A 16,975-nucleotide genomic window follows, 5' to 3' on the forward strand; every position below is an offset into this window, starting at 1 on the left:
CCGCTGCCACCCTCTTATATGGATGAAAGGAGCGAACTTGGATGGAAGAAATCAAGGAAATTACCGCGGCGGAAGTGAAAGAAAAGCTTGAACGCGGCGAAAAGCTGAACATTGTCGATGTGCGTGAAGACGAGGAAGTCGCTCTCGGCATGATTCCAGGTGCCAAACATATCAAAATGGGCGATATTCCGAACCGATTGGACGAACTTGACAAGGAGGAAGAATACATTTTCGTCTGCCGCTCCGGGCGGCGGAGCGAAAACGTCTGCCGCTATTTGCAGGAGCTTGGCTACCGCGTCTGCAACATGATCGGCGGCATGCTCGAGTGGGAAGGGGAAACAGTGACGAAGCAATAATGTGACGGTTCCGCTTAGCCGGTCAACCGGCAGGCGGGGCGATTGGCAGACGGACAAAAAAACGGCATGGCCGGTAAAGACGGCCTGCCGTTTTTTTCGCTTCACGCTGCTTGTTACGTGCCGCCCTACCGATCCGTCAACTCAGTGAAAAGGAGAAGGCGAGCCCGTTTCGTTCCTTAGGCAGGAACTTTCCCTTGCCTTGTGGAAATGGAAAAAGAAAACGGAGGGCGATCGCCATGTATAAAGTGAAAGTGTTTGACAAAGAACATGAAAAAGATTTAGAGGCGGCCGTCAATGATTTTTTAGCCCGCTTGAAAGACGGGCAGTTGATTGATGTCAAATACAGCGTGGCGGCGATGGAATCAGAGGGCGAGCAAATTTATTGCTTTTCGGCCATGGTCATTTACCGGACGTAATTTGCCGGGCCGCCCCGGTTGCAGGCGGGGACGGAAGGTCGAGCTGTCTGTAAGAGGTTTTCCAGCTTTCTGTCAGCCGTTGTCCGCCCCGGCGGTGGGAAAGCGGCTGCGCCTAGTTTGGTATGCCGTCAATCAACGGCTGTCCGCGCCGATGCTTCCTCTACTTTTCGCTTCCAATGCATAGCGAGCGGCGTTCATGCCGGCGAGCCGCCCGGTCACCAAGGCGGCGGTGATGTTGTAGCCGCCCGTATAGCCGTGGATGTCCAAAATTTCGCCGCAAAAATATAGACCGCCCATACATTTAGATGCCATCGTTTTTGGCTCAATTTCTTTCACTGACACACCGCCCCCGGTCACGAACGCTTTTTCGATGGACAGCGTGCCATGGACGTGAAACGTAAATTGTTTGCAACAGCGGACGAACGCCCGCAGCGCTTCATGACTCACCGTTCCGGCGGCCGCTTGCGGATCGATGCCGCTTCGCTCCAGCAAAAAGGCGGCGTATCGTTCCGGCAGCACCGTTTTGGCGATGTTTTTTACCGCTTTTTTCGGCTCTTGTTTGCATAATTTGGCTAAGCGTTGAAACAGCTCTTCTTGCGTGAGATCCGGCAGCGCATCGATGCTCATGGCGACCGCGCCGTCCGAAGCTTTTTTCAACGCTTTGACAACAAATTGGCTGCAGCGGAGAGCAGCCGGGCCGGAAATGCCAAAATGGGTAAACAGCATGTCCATTCGGTGGGTGATGAGCGGCTTGCCGTTCGGCTTTAAGACGCTCAGCGCCACATCGCGCAACGACAGCCCTTGCAGCGTCCGGTTTTTGATGAACGGCTCGTTCGATACGATCGGCACTTCGGTCGGAAACAGCTCAGTCACCGTATGACCGGCTTTTTCCGCCCAAGGATAGCCGTCGCCGGTTGAGCCGGTTTGCGGCACGGATTTGCCCCCGACTGCGACAACGACGGCGTTTGCTGCGATTGTCTCCCCGCTTTTTAGCTTGACGCCGACCGTTTTTCCGTGCTCATACAGAACATCCTCAACCGGCGCCTCAAGCCGGATATCGACTTTAAGCCGGCCGAGTTCGTTCACGAGTGCTGTTACGACGGATTGGGCGCTGTCACTTTTGGGAAACATGCGGCCATGGTCTTCTTCTTTCAGCGGCACGCCAAGCCGTTCGAAAAAGCGGATGATATCTTCATTGTTAAATACGGAAAAGGCGCTGTATAAAAAGCGGCCGTTGCCGGGAATGTGGCGGACGATTTCATCGATCGGCAACCGGTTCGTGACATTGCAGCGCCCACCGCCGGAGATGGCAAGCTTGCGCCCGAGCTTTGTTCCTTTTTCCAACAGCAGTACGTTCGCTCCTTGTTCCCCAGCAGCGATCGCCGCCATGAGCCCGGACGGGCCGCCGCCGATGATGATGACGTCATATCCCATATGGATTCCATCCTTTCGTTGTCTACAAGCAGACAATGTTTTTCGTTCCGTTGCCAACTATGATAAAATAGGAATGTTGCGATTTTCAACGTCCACGGTTAGGGAAGGGATCATATGTCAACATCGAAATTGCTGCGCGGCACATTTATTTTAACTGCTGGTGTGATGATTTCCCGCCTTCTCGGCTTGTTTTACGTCATTCCGTTTTATCACCTTGTCGGTGAGCGCGGTGGGGCGCTGTACGGATACGGCTATGTGCCTTACCAAATTTTTTTAAGTTTGGCGACGGCCGGGCTGCCGGTCGCCGTATCGAAATTTGTGTCAAAATACAATGCCCTTGAGGAATACCGCGTCGGCTATACGCTCTTTCGCTCCGGCCTCGTGCTTATGTTGGCGAGCGGTGTTGCCTCATGGCTCATTTTGTACGGGCTCGCGCCCATTTTGGCTCCACATGTGATCGATGCAGAAACGAACGTCAACTCGGTCGATGACGTTGTCGCCGTCATTCGCGCGGTCAGTTTTGCGCTCATCATCGTGCCGATGATGAGCTTGATCCGCGGCTTTTTCCAAGGACACGAATCGATGGGGCCGACAGCGTTGTCGCAAGTCGTCGAGCAAGTTGTGCGCATTGCCTTTTTGCTTGGGGCTTGTTATGTCATTTTACGTATGTGGGACGGCTCGATCGTCACCGCCGTGAGTGCAGCGACGTTTGCCGCGTTTGTCGGCGCCGCCGGCGGGTTGTTGGTGCTCGTTGTGTATTGGTGGAAGCGGCGTCCGTATTTGCGCTCCTTGCTCGAGCGCGACCGCGGCGAAGTGAGCGTGTCGCTCCCGGCGATGTATAAGGAGTTGCTCCTTTCTTCGATTCCGTTCGTCTTTGTCGGCTTATCGATGTCGCTTTATCAGCTCATCGATCAGTTTACGTTCAACCACGCGATGGCTGCCGCAGGGTTGGGAAAAATATCGGAACACGCATATTCGGTGTTCAATATGTGGGCGCAAAAGCTCGTCATCATCCCGGTGACGTTGGCGACCTCGTTCAGCTTGGCGCTCATTCCGACGATCACGAAAGCACATGTTGAACAAAACCGGAGGGCCATGCGGCAATATTTGAACCAGACGTTCCAAGTGCTGATGTTTTTAACGATGCCGGCGGTGATCGGCATGGCGGTGCTCGCTGGTCCGATGTACAGCTCGTTTTACAGCTATGACCCGCTCGGTGAGCAAGTGTTGCGTTGGTACGCCCCAGCGGCGATTTTGTACGCGTTATTTTCCGTGACGTCCGCGATTATGCAAGGCATTAACCAGCAGCGGTTTACGGTCATTAGTTTAGCGGCCGGCCTGCTTGTGAAACTGTCGCTTAACACACTGTTGATTATGAAATGGGCGACGGTTGGTGCCATTGTTGCGACGATGGCCGGGTATTTCGTCTCGGTGGCGTTCAACTTATGGGTGATTCAACGGTACACCCGCTATCGCTATCGTTTTGTCCTTCGCCGAACGGTGTTTATGGCCATTTTGACGGCGTTGATGTCGGTGACCGTGATGGTCGTTGCGGCGTTGGTCGGGCAGTGGGTCGATTATCGCCAGGGAACGGCGGAGGCGGTGTTCGTTGCTGCGATTGGCGTGGCGGCCGGTGCGGCGGTGTACTTGTTTCTCAGCATTCGCTCCGGGCTGTTTGTGGCGCTATTTGGCGACCGGTTTGCTTTTTGGCGTCGGAAAGAGAAAAAGGCCGTGTCATAATTCTTGCTCATCAGTTCCCGACTTCGCTGTCTGCGTTGGCAGTGGCGGATTTATGGCCAAAACGAGAAGAAGGCGGTCTTGTGATCCGCCTTCTTTCTCATCGGTTTATGCAAGGCCGAGTCGGCGCTCGATGCGATCGAGGCGTCTGTCCACTCGTTCGAGCTGCCGGTTGAGCCGTTCGACATTGCGCTCGAGCTGCTCGATGCGTCGCGCCCAGTTGGTAAATTGCCATATGGGCAAGAACTGGCCTGCTGGCTGTTGACGGTAATCGTCAAACGTCGGAACATAATAGTAATACTCGTTCATCGACACATCTCCTTTCTGTATCTTTCCCTCATAGTGTATGGTGAGGAGGCAAAAGCGGACTAGATAAACGCCCAAATAGAGGAATATTTTAGGAGGGAGTTTCGTGGAACTGCGCATTGACAAGCTGCTCGCCCATATGGGCTATGGGACGAGGAAGGAAGTAAAAAAGCTGCTGAAGTCCGGCGTGGTGAAAGTGGATGGCGCTGCTGTCTATGATCCGAAAACGAAAGTGCGGCCGGACGAGCAGACGGTGACCGTCTGGGGAGAAACGGTCGAGTATAAACAGTTCATTTATTTGATGATGAACAAGCCCCCCGGCGTCATCTCAGCGACGGAAGACGCTGTGGAAGAGACGGTCGTTGATTTGCTTGAAGAGGAAGATCGGCTGTTTGACCCGTTTCCAGTCGGGCGGCTCGACAAAGACACGGAAGGGCTTCTGTTGTTGACGAATGATGGACAGCTCGCCCATCAGCTGTTGGCGCCGAAAAAACATGTGCCGAAAACGTACTTTGCCGTCATTGATGGCGAGGTGACGGAAGACGATGTGGAGGCGTTTCGGCGAGGTGTGGTGCTCGATGACGGCTATGAGACGAAGCCGGCCGAGCTTGTCGTGTTGAAATCGGGCCTGCGTTCCGATGTCGAAGTGACAATTACAGAAGGGAAATTTCATCAGGTGAAACGGATGTTTCAAGCGGTCGGCAAGCGGGTCGTTTATTTGAAACGGGTGCAAATGGGGCCGCTTTCTCTCGATCCGGATTTAGCGGTTGGCGAGTATCGGGAATTGACAGATGAAGAGGTGGAGATGCTGAAGCAATATCGGGCGGACGCGGATGAAAAAAAAGGAACCTGAGACGGTTCCTTTTTTATGAAAAAGTGAAGAATATTCGTTCGTTATGAAAAGACATTCTGCATTCATCTCTCATCCTGTTTTGCCTTGTTGGCACCGCTCAAGAAGAGATACGCACTTTTTTGTTCGTGGTCGTCCATTTGCCCTTGCTCGGGCTGCGAACGAGATCATTGTACATAAGCACGTTTAAGTCACGCTGGATTGTTCGTGGGGTGGTGCCGAACTCATCAACAAGTTCTTGGGTCGTAACCGTTCCTTTTTCGCTAATGTACATATACACGGATTTAATACGGGTAAGCATCCGGTGTGTTGAAGGTTTCAAAAGACCACTCCCTATCTTAGCATCATTCGCATGGCACAACCGACAGCTTTTAGATGAGAGATGTCTTTTATCTGTTTACTACCATTGTACACGAAATGGCTGGGGAAATGCTACCCGTTTGCACATATTCACGAAAAATTTAAACATTTTGTAGCAAAAATGAAACGAAGTTGTGACAAATGAAAAATTTTGACAACCTTTTTTTGATATGATACGTTGGCAACAAAGAGTGATAAAAAGAAAGGGAGAATGACGTTGAACATCAACTGGATTGAGGAGGCACGGAAACGGAAAGACGATTTAGTTCGCGATGTGCAAGCGCTTGTCCGCATTCCGAGCGTTCGTGATGACAGCGAGGCGCAGCCAGGAGCGCCGTTTGGACTGAAAGTGGCAGAAGCGCTCGATTATATGTTAACCCGTGGTCAAGCGGAAGGGTTTCGCGTCAAAAACGTCGACGGGTTTGCCGGACATGTGGAAATGGGGCAAGGGGAGAAGCTTATCGGTGTGCTCGGCCATATCGACGTCGTGCCGCCCGGGGATGGCTGGACGGTTGATCCGTTCTCCGCTCATGTGAGGGACGGCCGCATTTACGGGCGTGGGGCCATCGATGACAAAGGGCCGACCATCGCTGCGTTTTACGCAATGAAAATCGTGAAAGAACTCGGCCTGCCGCTGAGCAAGCGGGTTCGTCTCATCATCGGAGGGGATGAGGAAAGCGATTGGCGGTGTGTCGACCATTATTTCAAGCATGAAGAGATGCCGGACATTGGGTTTGTCCCGGACGCTGATTTTCCGATTATTTATGCGGAAAAAGGGATTATTGACGCTGATTTGCAATATCGGCTGACGGGGAGCGAAGAAACGGGAGAAATGACGCTTCGCTCGTTTCAAGCAGGCCGCCGCTACAATATGGTGCCTGATGCGGCCGAAGCCGTTGTCGAAGGAGCCGGGCTGGAGGAATGGTCTAGCCGGTATGAGCGCTTTTGCCGTGACCACGGATTAAACGGGAACATCCACCATAGCGGCGAAGCGGCTGTGCTTACGCTGGAAGGAGTGGCTGCTCATGGCGCCGAACCGGAGCGCGGCAAAAATGCCGGCGTCTACTTGGCGCAATTTTTAGCGAGCCTTCCGCTGGATGGCGGTAGCCGGCCGTTTGTCCAGTTTGTGGCGTCCTCGTTTTTCGACGACACGCGCGGACGGAAGCTCGGTCTGGCGTATCGGGATGAGCGGAGCGGTGAGCTGACCGTGAATGTCGGCGTGTTGTCATACGACCGTGCACAGGGCGGGACAATCGGGTTGAACATTCGCTATCCGGTGACGGCCGACGGGGAAACGATCCGTCAAACGTTGACCAACGTGGCTGCTGAACGCGGCCTGACGCTCGGGCGTTTCCATGATACGAAACCGCATTACGTCGATCCGGATCATGAGTGGATCCGCACGCTTCAACGCATCTATGAAGAACAAACCGGTGAGCCTGGTCGGCTGTTGGCGATTGGCGGCGGCACGTATGCCCGCTCGTTGACCGCCGGGGTGGCGTTCGGTGCTTTGTTTCCTGGCCGCCCTGATGTCGCCCATCAGAAAGATGAATATGTCGAGATTGACGATTTAGTGAAAGCGACTGCCATTTACGCTCAGGCGATCTATGAGCTGGCCAAATAAACCGCTGCTTCGGAACGGCTTAAGAAATAGAATGGTTGCCCCACAAGACAGCAATGTTGTGACAAGGAAAGGGGAGAACGGGATGGAAGCAGCCTTAAAACGGGAAGCAGCGGCGCGAAAAACGGTGTTTCCGCTCTTTTATTTTCTGATCTTTTTTGCCATTGGGGCGCTGTCTCCGCTTTTGTCTGTCTATTTGCAGGAAGAAGCGCGCCTGTCGGGGACGGCCATCGGTTGGATTATGTCGCTCACCCCGATCGTGACGATGGCCGCCCAACCGCTTTGGGGCATGGTGACTGACTATACGCGCAAACCGGTCGGGATATTAATGATCACGCTCGTTTTGACGGCGTTGTTCGGACTCATGTATTCATTCGCCGGCAGTTACGAAGCCTTTGTTGCGTTGACGGTGCTGCTTTCGGCGGCGCAGAGCGCTGTCGTTCCGATTTCGGACAGCCTCGCCCTTCGCCATGTCCACGAACAGGGCGGAAACTACGGCTCCATTCGGTTATGGGGATCGATCGGCTTTGCTGTGGCGGTGTTTGTCGTCGGATGGCTATCCGAACGTATCGCCTTTGCGGTCATTTTTTATGCGTTTTCGCTTGCGATGTTAGCTGCAGCCGCGTTGACTGCCCGCCTGCCGCGCTACCGGACGGCGGTGTCGACAGGGAGGTTGACGTGGCGTGACATCGGCGGACTGCTTTCGCTCCGCCCGTTTCGACTGTTGTTGACGGCCGCGTTTTTGTTGTTCGGTCCGATTTTGGCCAACAATTCGTATTTCGGGCTGTTGATTCATGAACTCGGCGGTACGCTGACTGGCGTCGGCTTCGCCTTTTTGCTTGCTGCCGGAAGTGAGGTGCCGTTTATGAAAGCGACGGATCGGCTCATCCGCCGGTTTGGCATGGCGCGCCTACTTATTTTGGCGGCGCTAATATCGGCGGTCCGCTGGCTGTCATATGCCGCCGATCCACCGCTTTGGTTTGTCTATATGACAACGATCGTGCAAGGCTGCTCCGTTGGACTGTCGATTCCGACCGCGCTCCAATATGCGCGTCGCTTGGTGCCAGAGCGGGTGCAGGTGACGGCGGTGTCCCTTTACTCGGCAGTCAGCAACGGCCTCGGTGCTTGGTTTTGCACGCTTTTGGGCGGGTATTTGCTTGAGCGGTGGCACATTGGCACGGTTTATTTGTTTTTTGGCGCTTGCACGCTCGCTGGCGTGTTCGTATTGCTTTGGCTTGCCAAACTAGAACGAGACGACCAATCGGCAGGTGAGAGAGGATGAAACGCAACCATTATTTTATTGCCGTTCCGCTGACGGCGGAGGCGAAACAAGCGATTGCCCGTTTTGCGGGCGATATGGCATCATCGCTTCCGTTCCGTACATGGGTGCATGAACAAGACTACCATATTACCCTTGCATTTTTAGGGGATGTGCCGCCACAGAAAATGGACCCGCTATGTGAAAAGGTAGCGGCAGCCGCAGCCCGCTACGCTCCGTTTTCCCTTCAACTTGACGGGCTCGGAACGTTCGGAGAGCGCACAGCGCCCCGCATTTTTTGGCAAGGAGTCAAAGCGGAGGAAACGCTCAATGCGCTGCGGCGCGATGTGTATGAGGCTTGCTTAACGCTCGGTTTTTCTCTCGACCGGCGGCCGTTTGCCCCGCATATTACGATCGCTCGCAAATGGCAAGGCGCCGAGCCGTTTAAGCCGGAAATGCTCGGTATGCTTCCGGCGGCTTCGGCGGTGTTTTCGGTGCCGGAGATTGTGCTATACCGGACAAATATGCACCAGACGCCAAAATATGAAGTGATCGCCTCGTTTCCGCTGCTGGGTGCACCGGCGGAGGGCAACCAATAGTAGGTGAGGGTATGGGACAGCTTGTGAAAATGCGGGATTGTATCTCCCGCTATGAAACGGATGTGTATTATTATGTGCCGGAATTTATCCGGCTGAAACAACGGCAGTGGGAACAGGCGAAAGCACGGTGGGAAGCGGCACACGATGCTGGCATGAGCGTTCAAACGGGCACGGAAGAGACGTGGGATTTTTTGCTTAACGAACCATCATGGTGGGAACGGCTCGTAAAGCGGTGGCGGCGCGACACGGCATTGGAAGAGGAAGAAGAGGCGCCAGCCGCTATTGCGATGGTCAACCGTGCGGCCACCGTTGAGGAGCTGAAGCGTCAATTTCTTGACGAATTGTTTCAGCTTCAGCTGAAATGGGCCAGTTCGACGATGATGTACGTTTCTCCGCTTGACGACGAGCTGTATCGCGATGAAACGTTGAAGTATTTTTTGCAGCGGTTTCCGGATACGTATTTATGTTTTTACCAGCCGGTCGTTATGGCCGGTAAGGCGCAGGTCGAGCTCGAGACGGTCATCCTGACGCCGACGGCGGCTTGGTGCATCGCCTTTGTCGAGGGAAGTCCGGACAATATTGTGATCGTATCCGCAGACCGGTTTTGGACGGAGCGGGCCGGAATGAAAGAGGTTAAGCGGGTGAACCCGGTCGTGTCGCTGCGCCGGACAGGGCAAGTCGTTTCTGATATTTTCCAAAAACATCAAATCGATTGGCCGATTCATCTTGTGCTGTTAAACCGCTATGGCTACATTGACCATAGCAATCTTTTTCCTTTTGTTCACTATATTGATAAACGAAATTATGAACAATGGTTTTCCCGCTTGCGCCGCTCAGCCCTTCCGCTTCGGCATCAGCAGTTGAAGGCGGCTGAGGCGTTGCTTGGCCACTGCGCCAGTTTTTACAGCCCCCGCCTTGATGGGAATATTTACAACGAAGAATGGCAACAATAAAAGCATCTGTGCATCGATGGGGCGAACCGGCCGATTTTTTGGCACCGCCCTTTTTCTTTTGCGTATGATAGTAGTAACGGGAGGCCACAAAGGGGGGGTGAGCCAATATGCTTCATATTAACCGAACGTTTGTCGCCTATTTGGACGAGATGGATCAATTGACCGTGCTTGTACCGAAGTCGTGTTGCCCTGACGAGATGGCGCCATTTACGATGGTGGCACCGAGCGGAGAGGAAATTCCGCTTTCCGTGCAGCAGCTCGAGGACTTAGGCGATATGGTGAAATATGTATGTCGATTTGCGTCTGCGTTCGAGTTTGGGGCGACCTATTGGGTTCGTGCCCGTTCGGGGGAGAGAACCGATGTGCAAATCGGTGCTGTCGTGCGGACGCCGGCGTTCGATGATCAATTTTTTTACGAAGGAAAGCTAGGAGTGGACTACACGAAGGAGCAAACGGTGTTCCGCGTTTGGGCACCGACGGCAACCGCCGTCAACGTCAAGTTGATCCATCCGGATAGCGGTGATGCCCGCTATGTGCCACTTGAGCGAGGGGAGCGCGGTGTATGGTCGGCGGTCGTCCCCGGCGACTGGGAACGAACGTATTATACGTATGTTGCCTGCATTAACCGCGTATGGCGCGAGGCAGTGGATCCATATGCGACCGCTGTTTCCATCAATGGTGAGTATGGCGTGATCATCGACTGGGAAAAGACGAAGCTCGCACCATCCGCTCGTCCGTTGCCGCCGCTCACATCACCGACTGACGCCATTATTTACGAATTAAGCATCCGTGACTTTACGAGCCACCCCGACAGCGGTGCCGCCCATAAAGGGAAGTATCTTGGGTTGTCGGAAGCGAATACAAGCGGGCCGAACGGAACATCGACCGGGCTTTCCTATTTAAAAGAGCTGGGTGTCACCCATGTGCAGATTATGCCGTTTACCGATTTTGCCGGAGTTGATGAACGCGATCCGTCAGCCTCGTATAACTGGGGATACAATCCACTTCATCTATATGCACCGGAAGGGAGTTATGCAACCGATCCGACCGATCCTTACGCGCGCATTGTTGAATTAAAACAAATGATTCGAACGCTGCACGAAAACGGCTTGCGTGTTGTTATGGATGCGGTATATAACCATGTCTACGATCGGGAGCAGTCATCACTGGAGAAGCTTGTTCCCGGGTATTATTTCCGCTATGATGCGTATGGCCAGCCAGCCAACGGCACCGGCGTCGGCAACGACATCGCTTCTGAGCGGCGGATGGCCCGTCGGTGGATCGTCGATTCGGTCATCTTTTGGGCGAAAGAGTACGGCATTAATGGATTTCGTTTCGATTTGATGGGTGTACATGATATAGAGACGATGAAAGTCGTGCGTGACGCTCTCGATGCAATCGATCCATCGATTCTCGTGTATGGGGAAGGTTGGGACTTGCCGACACCGCTTGCGCCAGAGCAAAAAGCGACGATGACCAACGCTTGGAAGTTGCCGCGCATTGCCTATTTCAATGATCGGTTCCGCGATACGATCAAAGGAAGCACGTTCCATTTGCCAAGCCGCGGCTTTGCGCTCGGCGATGCAAGCGGGCGCGAACAGGCGAAAACGGTCATCGCCGGCAGCTTGCGGGCGTTAGGCGGGCTGTTTTGTCATCCACTCCAATCGTTGAACTATGTAGAATGTCATGATAATCATACTTTTTGGGATAAGATGGAAGTTGCGAACGGCTACGAATCAGAAGCGATTAGGCGCAAACGGCAAAAGCTCGCCACGGCGATCGTTCTATTGGCGCAAGGGATTCCATTTTTGCATAGCGGTCAGGAGTTTTATCGGACAAAAGGGGGAGATGGCAACAGCTATCAGGCACCTGATGAGGTGAATTGGATCGATTGGGAGCAGAAAAGCCGCTATGAAAACGACGTCCGCTATGTTCAAGGGCTGATCGCTCTTCGTCGGGCGCACGGTGCGTTTCGCCTCGCGACAGAGGCGGAGGTGTTGCGCCATTTCGAGTTTCTTGAACCAACCCCGCCGTCAGTGATCGCTTATTGGCTGCGCGATGTCGCCGTCTACGGGCCGTGGGGGGATATCATTGTCATTCACCATCATGAAGAGAAATCGGAGACAATTGTTCTTCCCGATCAAGAAGAGTGGGACGTCGTCTGCGACGGAGAGCAAAGCGGGACGATTCCGCTCCGACGGGTGCGCCATGTTGTTGACCTTGACGGTATCGGTACATGGGTGCTTGTCAGAACAGAAGCGATGAATGCCGATGAAAATGCGGGATGAGCGGAATCCCAATGGGAAAACTCCTTCCCTTTTGTTTTGCTGTGCAGACTTTGGCAGTTTTATGCAAGTATCTTGGTAAGAAAAATGTTTGCATGCCGGGGCGGTATTTCAGTATAATACAAGTAAGACGGACGGAAGAAGGACGCGGCACGGCCGTCCTTTTTATTTGTGCACAAGAAGAAGCAAACGGACACGTTTTCTATTTTTTAAGTCGCAGGTGAACATGCTTTGGAACAGTTACTAGGTAAGGAGTGGGAGATCACTCCGGCCGGCGGTGCAACAGGGGATGCGTATTTTGCCGAATATGAAGGGAAGAAACTGTTTTTGAAACGGAACTCTTCCCCGTTTCTTGCCGTATTGTCGGCGGAAGGGATCGTCCCGAAGCTCGTCTGGACGAAACGGATGGAAAATGGCGATGTGTTTACGGCCCAGCAGTGGCTGAACGGCCGGGAGCTGAAGCCGCATGAGATGGGAAGCGAACAGGTGGCGGCGTTGTTGCGGAAAATTCATGGCTCCAAAGAGCTGGTGACGATGCTTAAGCGGCTCGGCAAAACGCCGCTGCATCCCGAGAAGATGCTCGCTGCGCTCACCGAGCGGCAACGACGTCATCCGATCGGCGCTGCGGCCGTTCGTGAAGCGCTTAGCTGGCTTAGGCAACATGTATCGTTCTTGCCTGATGATCAGCACGTTGTTTGCCACTGTGACATTAACCATAACAATTGGCTGCTTGCTGATGACGGCACATTGTACTTGATCGATTGGGATGGAGCTGTTATTGCGGATCCGGCCATTGACATCGGCATGTTGCTTCATTTATACATTCCGCGCGCTGAGTGGGAAGTGTGGCTTCATCAGTATGGATTGGCATGGACGGAGGGACTTGCCCTCCGTCTGAAATGGTATGCCATCGCCCATACATTGCATTCACTGTTTTGGCCGAAAGGGAAGGACAGTCAAAAAGAAAGGGAACAATCGTTGCAATTATTGCAGTACATTATAGCGGAACAGTAAGCCGTTGAACGTTGCCGAAACGGTCTTCGAAAAAGAAAACAGAACGCTGGCAACGTTTCACGGCCTCTCATGTTTGACCAGTCTTAGCCGCGCTGTTTATGACAGCTCGTTCACCCAATCGGCGAGCTGGCTTTGATGCGCGGAAATATGGGCGTTTAAATCGGGGCTATATTTTCCGCCTTGGCCATAGGCGTAAATGTTCGGGAGAATTTGCTTGACATTCGCGCTCACCTCATTGTTGGCGAGCAGCGATTTGACAAGCCGTTCGATTTGTTCACATTCGGAAACCGTTCCGCAACAATCAAGTTGGTGTTCAGACAAAATATCGCGGAGCACGGTCAATTGATGGTTATGGTCGAGCGGCATGCCGTTCACCATCCTTTAGCGAAGCTGTACGGTTTTAATATGCCCGGGCCTAACGGTGTTTATGCCTAGGCGTTTGCTTCTTCAAGCGCGGTTATACTAACAAGGTAGCATCAAAACAACAAACGGAAACGAGACAGAGGTGTCAATATGCGTTTGCGCAACAAACCATGGGCGAAAGACAAAATCGCCGCTTACCCTCAGTATGTCATCCCTGACCCGGAAGCGAGGCGCGGGCGTTGGCATGAGCTGTTTGGCAATGACCGGCCGATCCATATTGAAATCGGCACTGGAAAAGGAAAATTTATTACCGAAATGGCGAAGCTGCATCCCGACGTCAATTTTATCGGCATTGAGTTGTATCCGAGCGTGCTCGTGTCGGCGCTGGATAAGCTGATCGAGAGCGAGCTGCCAAACGTGCGGTTGCTCAATGCCAACGCGAAAGATCTCACCACATTTTTTGCTGACGGAGAAATCGCGCGTATTTACTTGAACTTTTCCGACCCGTGGCCGAAAAAGCGGCATGAGAAACGGCGGCTGACCTATCGGGATTTTTTGGCGCTTTATGATCGCATTTTGTCCGCAGACGGGGACATTCATTTAAAAACGGACAATCAGTCGTTTTTTGAGTATTCGCTTGTCAGCCTGTCACAATATGGGTTTGTGCTCGCGGCGGTCCAATTGGATTTGCATCGGAGCGATATTGTCGGCAACGTCATGACCGAGTACGAAGAAAAATTTTCAGCAAAAGGCAACCGCATTTACCGCTGCGAGGCGCTTCGTCCGCCACAGCAGTCATAACGGCCCGACCGGTTTGGTCGGGTTTTTTTAGTGCTCTGAACCGGTCTCACCACGTTTCCTCGTGAGCATAAGTGGAGGATGCATCCGTGCCTTCACCAACTTCCGGACGCACGGGGATGGCTTGGCTGACAGCCGGCTGTGAGGCGGGTATTCCTAAGAACCTCCCACTTCTAAGCGTAAACGTCGATGGGAGAGCGTTCCATCCTTTCCGGCCGATGAAGAAAATGGTACACTAATGAATAAGGGGGGGAGAGGAACATGGAACAATTACAAGTTGGACAAGTGACATTGACATGGTTGAACGGAGGCGTTACTCATCTTGACGGCGGGGCGATGTTCGGTGTCGTTCCGAAACCGCTTTGGTCGAAAAAATATCCGCCGAATGACCAAAACCAAATTGAGCTGCGCACGGATCCCATTTTGGTGGAGGCTGGCGGCAAACGTCTGCTCATTGAATCCGGCATCGGCAACGGCAAACTGACCGATAAACAAAAGCGCAATTTCGGCGTCACCGAGGAATCGTCGCTTGACGAGTCGCTCGCTGCGCTGGGGCTGACGCGCGGCGATATTGACATCGTCATCATGACCCATCTTCATTTTGACCATGCGTGCGGGTTGACGGTTTGGGAAGACGGGCGGCTTGTGCCGGCGTTTCCGCGCGCAGCGATCATCACTTCGGACGTGGAGTGGGAGGAAATGCGCGCTCCAAACATCCGCTCGCGCAATACGTATTGGAAAGAAAACTGGGAGCCGATTGCTGAACAGGTCATTCCGTTTACGAAAGAAACGGAAGTCGTCTCCGGTATCCGCCTCATACATACCGGCGGTCATAGCGCCGGCCATGCGATTGTGTTGATCGAATCGGATGGGGAGATGGCCATCCACCTCGGCGATTTGCTCGGCACGCATGCGCATCAAAACGTCCTTTGGGTGATGGCGTATGATGATTACCCGATGGACTCGATTTTCGCCAAACAGCGGTGGCTTCCGTACGGCATCGAGCGGAACGCTTGGTTTACGTTTTATCATGATGCCTATTACCGCGCTGTCAAATGGCGGGAAGACGGAACGATCGCAGAGCAAGTGAAGCGAAACCGGCCGATGCTATAGCGGTTTCGTGTCGACGATGGCGCCGGTGTACGCGTTCACCCAAAACTCGTCATCCCTGTCATCACGGCAAATGCCGCCGCGGTAGACGGTGTATGTCAACCCGTTTTTCTCATAGCGCTCCGGAGCGGATTGAATCCATGAACCACGGATCGGGCGCGTCCCGCTGAGCGATTGCTTCGCCATCGCCAGCGCTTTTTCCGGGGTGAGAAGTGCGGGCCGTGACGCGGCGCGGATGGCGCAGACAGCAGCGGCACCGACGGCAACGCCAACAAGCCATTTTTTCCAAGCCATGCGTTTGTTCCTCCTTTTGCCTTGATACGGATTAGTATAGCCGATTTTGACGGAAGATGTAAGCAGAGCGGAAAAACAGAAGGCAATGAATGAAAAGAAAGGGAGAACCGTGATGAACGTAGAAACGCTGCAACTGTTTCAAACGTTGACCGAACTGCCAGGGGCGCCAGGCCATGAGCACGCGGTGCGGCAGTTTATGCGCAAAGAGCTCGCCAAATACGCCGATGAGATCGTGCAAGACCGTCTCGGCAGCATTTTCGGTGTCAAGCGTGGCGATGAGACAGGTCCAACGGTGATGGTCGCTGGCCATATGGACGAGGTCGGATTTATGGTAACGGCGATTACCGATAACGGCATGATTCGCTTTCAAACGCTCGGTAGCTGGTGGAATCAAGTGCTGCTCGCCCAGCGCGTGCAAATTATCACGGACGACGGGCCGGTCATTGGCGTCATCGGCTCGACTCCGCCGCATTTGCTCAATGAGGAGCAGCGCAACAAACCGATGGAACTCAAACATATGCTCATTGACATCGGCGCGGAAAGCCGTGAGGACGCTGAACGGATCGGTATTCGTCCAGGCCAGCCGATCGTGCCGGTCAGCCCGTTCACTCCGCTTGCAAACGGGAAAACGGTGATGGCCAAAGCGTGGGACAACCGGTTTGGCTGCGGGCTTGCCATTGAGCTGTTAAAAGAGCTGAAAGACGAAACCGTGCCAAACGTGTTGTATGCCGGAGCGACGGTCCAAGAGGAAGTCGGGCTGCGCGGGGCGCAGACGGCGGCAACGATGATTAATCCGGATATCTTTTTCGCCCTTGAAGCAAGTCCGGCGAACGATATGTCTGGCGATAAACAGGCGTTTGGCCATATCGGCAAAGGGGCGCTCCTCCGTTTGTACGACCGGACGATGGTGACGCACCGCGGCATGCGCGAGTTCGTGCTCGATACGGCGGAATCGCTTGGTGTGCCATATCAATTTTTCATTTCTCCAGCCGGAGGAACGGACGCCGGCAGAGTCCATATCGCGAACCGCGGTGTGCCGTCGGCAGTGATTGGCCTTTGCGCTCGCTATATTCATACGCATGCGTCGATCATTCATGTCGACGATTATGCGGCGGCCAAACAATTGATCGTCGAGCTTGTGAAACGATGCGACCGGGCGACGGTCGAAGCGATTCGCGCCAACAGCTGATCAAAAGCGAATGGCGGCAAAGAAGCAACACG

19 protein-coding genes are annotated in these 16,975 nt (G+C 53.7%); 14 read left to right on the forward strand and 5 right to left on the reverse strand.

What is annotated here, in order from left to right; all coding sequences use genetic code 11:
- The first annotated feature begins 41 nt into the window (after positions 1–41).
- From DSM465_RS0102715 to DSM465_RS0102720, 3 genes are read left to right on the forward strand one after another with little or no spacing between them, the layout of a single operon-like run.
- Positions 42–356: a rhodanese-like domain-containing protein gene (locus DSM465_RS0102715; protein WP_029760579.1), complete on the forward strand. Its 315-nt coding sequence runs from the start codon at positions 42–44 to the stop codon at positions 354–356.
- A 42-nt stretch (positions 357–398) separates the two neighbouring features.
- On the forward strand, positions 399–536 hold the full coding sequence (locus DSM465_RS19770; protein WP_165478180.1) for a hypothetical protein: 138 nt from the start codon (positions 399–401) through the stop codon (positions 534–536).
- A gap of 56 nt (positions 537–592) precedes the next feature.
- Complete coding sequence (locus DSM465_RS0102720) at positions 593–772, forward strand: sporulation protein Cse60 (protein ID WP_008880941.1); 180 nt, start codon at positions 593–595, stop codon at positions 770–772.
- A 132-nt stretch (positions 773–904) separates the two neighbouring features.
- Here the strand turns inward: DSM465_RS0102720 and DSM465_RS0102725 are convergent, their stop codons facing one another.
- Positions 905–2,206 (reverse strand): BaiN/RdsA family NAD(P)/FAD-dependent oxidoreductase, encoded by a 1,302-nt coding sequence (locus DSM465_RS0102725; RefSeq protein WP_029760580.1) that lies wholly within the window; start codon positions 2,204–2,206, stop codon positions 905–907.
- 114 nt (positions 2,207–2,320) lie between these two features.
- Here DSM465_RS0102725 and DSM465_RS0102730 point away from each other — a divergent pair, with 114 nt between their 5' ends.
- Positions 2,321–3,946: a putative polysaccharide biosynthesis protein gene (locus DSM465_RS0102730; protein ID WP_029760581.1), complete on the forward strand. Its 1,626-nt coding sequence runs from the start codon at positions 2,321–2,323 to the stop codon at positions 3,944–3,946.
- Between the two features lie 105 nt (positions 3,947–4,051).
- Here DSM465_RS0102730 and DSM465_RS0102735 read toward each other — a convergent pair whose 3' ends face one another.
- On the reverse strand, positions 4,052–4,252 hold the full coding sequence (locus tag DSM465_RS0102735) for a prefoldin domain-containing protein (protein ID WP_008880938.1): 201 nt from the start codon (positions 4,250–4,252) through the stop codon (positions 4,052–4,054).
- Between the two features lie 103 nt (positions 4,253–4,355).
- Between DSM465_RS0102735 and DSM465_RS0102740 the strand changes: the two genes are divergently transcribed.
- On the forward strand, positions 4,356–5,102 hold the full coding sequence (locus DSM465_RS0102740) for a pseudouridine synthase (protein WP_029760583.1): 747 nt from the start codon (positions 4,356–4,358) through the stop codon (positions 5,100–5,102).
- Between the two features lie 97 nt (positions 5,103–5,199).
- Here the strand turns inward: DSM465_RS0102740 and DSM465_RS0102745 are convergent, their stop codons facing one another.
- Positions 5,200–5,421: a DeoR family transcriptional regulator gene (locus tag DSM465_RS0102745; RefSeq protein ID WP_008880936.1), complete on the reverse strand. Its 222-nt coding sequence runs from the start codon at positions 5,419–5,421 to the stop codon at positions 5,200–5,202.
- Positions 5,422–5,670: 249 nt separating this feature from the next.
- On the opposite strand from DSM465_RS0102745, the gene pepV reads away from it, so the two are divergent.
- The 6 genes from pepV (at position 5,671) to DSM465_RS0102775 (ending at position 13,189) form a co-directional block, all read left to right on the forward strand.
- The gene (pepV, locus tag DSM465_RS0102750) at positions 5,671–7,083 is read left to right on the forward strand and encodes a dipeptidase PepV (protein ID WP_029760584.1); all 1,413 of its coding nucleotides are present in this window, start codon (positions 5,671–5,673) and stop codon (positions 7,081–7,083) included.
- Positions 7,084–7,165: 82 nt separating this feature from the next.
- Positions 7,166–8,362, forward strand: a complete 1,197-nt coding sequence (locus DSM465_RS0102755; RefSeq protein WP_029760585.1) for an MFS transporter — start codon at positions 7,166–7,168, stop codon at positions 8,360–8,362.
- Positions 8,359–8,937 (forward strand): RNA 2',3'-cyclic phosphodiesterase, encoded by a 579-nt coding sequence (thpR, locus tag DSM465_RS0102760; RefSeq protein WP_011887999.1) that lies wholly within the window; start codon positions 8,359–8,361, stop codon positions 8,935–8,937. The genes DSM465_RS0102755 and thpR overlap by 4 nt, the downstream gene beginning before the upstream one ends.
- An 11-nt stretch (positions 8,938–8,948) precedes the next feature.
- Positions 8,949–9,890, forward strand: a complete 942-nt coding sequence (locus tag DSM465_RS0102765) for a hypothetical protein (protein WP_008880932.1) — start codon at positions 8,949–8,951, stop codon at positions 9,888–9,890.
- 107 nt (positions 9,891–9,997) lie between these two features.
- Positions 9,998–12,178, forward strand: a complete 2,181-nt coding sequence (pulA, locus tag DSM465_RS0102770; protein WP_029760586.1) for a type I pullulanase — start codon at positions 9,998–10,000, stop codon at positions 12,176–12,178.
- 228 nt (positions 12,179–12,406) lie between these two features.
- The gene (locus tag DSM465_RS0102775; protein ID WP_008880930.1) at positions 12,407–13,189 is read left to right on the forward strand and encodes a phosphotransferase family protein; all 783 of its coding nucleotides are present in this window, start codon (positions 12,407–12,409) and stop codon (positions 13,187–13,189) included.
- A gap of 96 nt (positions 13,190–13,285) precedes the next feature.
- Here the strand turns inward: DSM465_RS0102775 and DSM465_RS0102780 are convergent, their stop codons facing one another.
- The gene (locus DSM465_RS0102780) at positions 13,286–13,555 is read right to left on the reverse strand and encodes a YtzH-like family protein (protein ID WP_008880929.1); all 270 of its coding nucleotides are present in this window, start codon (positions 13,553–13,555) and stop codon (positions 13,286–13,288) included.
- 147 nt (positions 13,556–13,702) lie between these two features.
- Here DSM465_RS0102780 and trmB point away from each other — a divergent pair, with 147 nt between their 5' ends.
- A complete protein-coding gene (gene trmB / locus DSM465_RS0102785) occupies positions 13,703–14,353 on the forward strand; it encodes a tRNA (guanosine(46)-N7)-methyltransferase TrmB (RefSeq protein WP_029760587.1) in 651 nt (216 codons plus the stop codon).
- A 258-nt stretch (positions 14,354–14,611) separates the two neighbouring features.
- Complete coding sequence (locus DSM465_RS0102790; protein WP_029760588.1) at positions 14,612–15,463, forward strand: YtnP family quorum-quenching lactonase; 852 nt, start codon at positions 14,612–14,614, stop codon at positions 15,461–15,463.
- On the opposite strand, the gene DSM465_RS0102795 is transcribed toward DSM465_RS0102790, so the two are convergent.
- Positions 15,458–15,754: a PepSY domain-containing protein gene (locus DSM465_RS0102795; protein ID WP_029760589.1), complete on the reverse strand. Its 297-nt coding sequence runs from the start codon at positions 15,752–15,754 to the stop codon at positions 15,458–15,460. The two genes, DSM465_RS0102790 and DSM465_RS0102795, sit on opposite strands and share 6 nt — an antisense overlap.
- Positions 15,755–15,866: 112 nt before the next feature.
- Here DSM465_RS0102795 and DSM465_RS0102800 point away from each other — a divergent pair, with 112 nt between their 5' ends.
- Complete coding sequence (locus DSM465_RS0102800; RefSeq protein WP_008880925.1) at positions 15,867–16,943, forward strand: M42 family metallopeptidase; 1,077 nt, start codon at positions 15,867–15,869, stop codon at positions 16,941–16,943.
- The last annotated feature ends 32 nt before the right edge of the window (positions 16,944–16,975 follow it).

This window comes from Geobacillus thermodenitrificans subsp. thermodenitrificans DSM 465 (assembly GCF_000496575.1).
Classification (GTDB): Bacteria; Bacillota; Bacilli; order Bacillales; family Anoxybacillaceae; genus Geobacillus; species Geobacillus thermodenitrificans.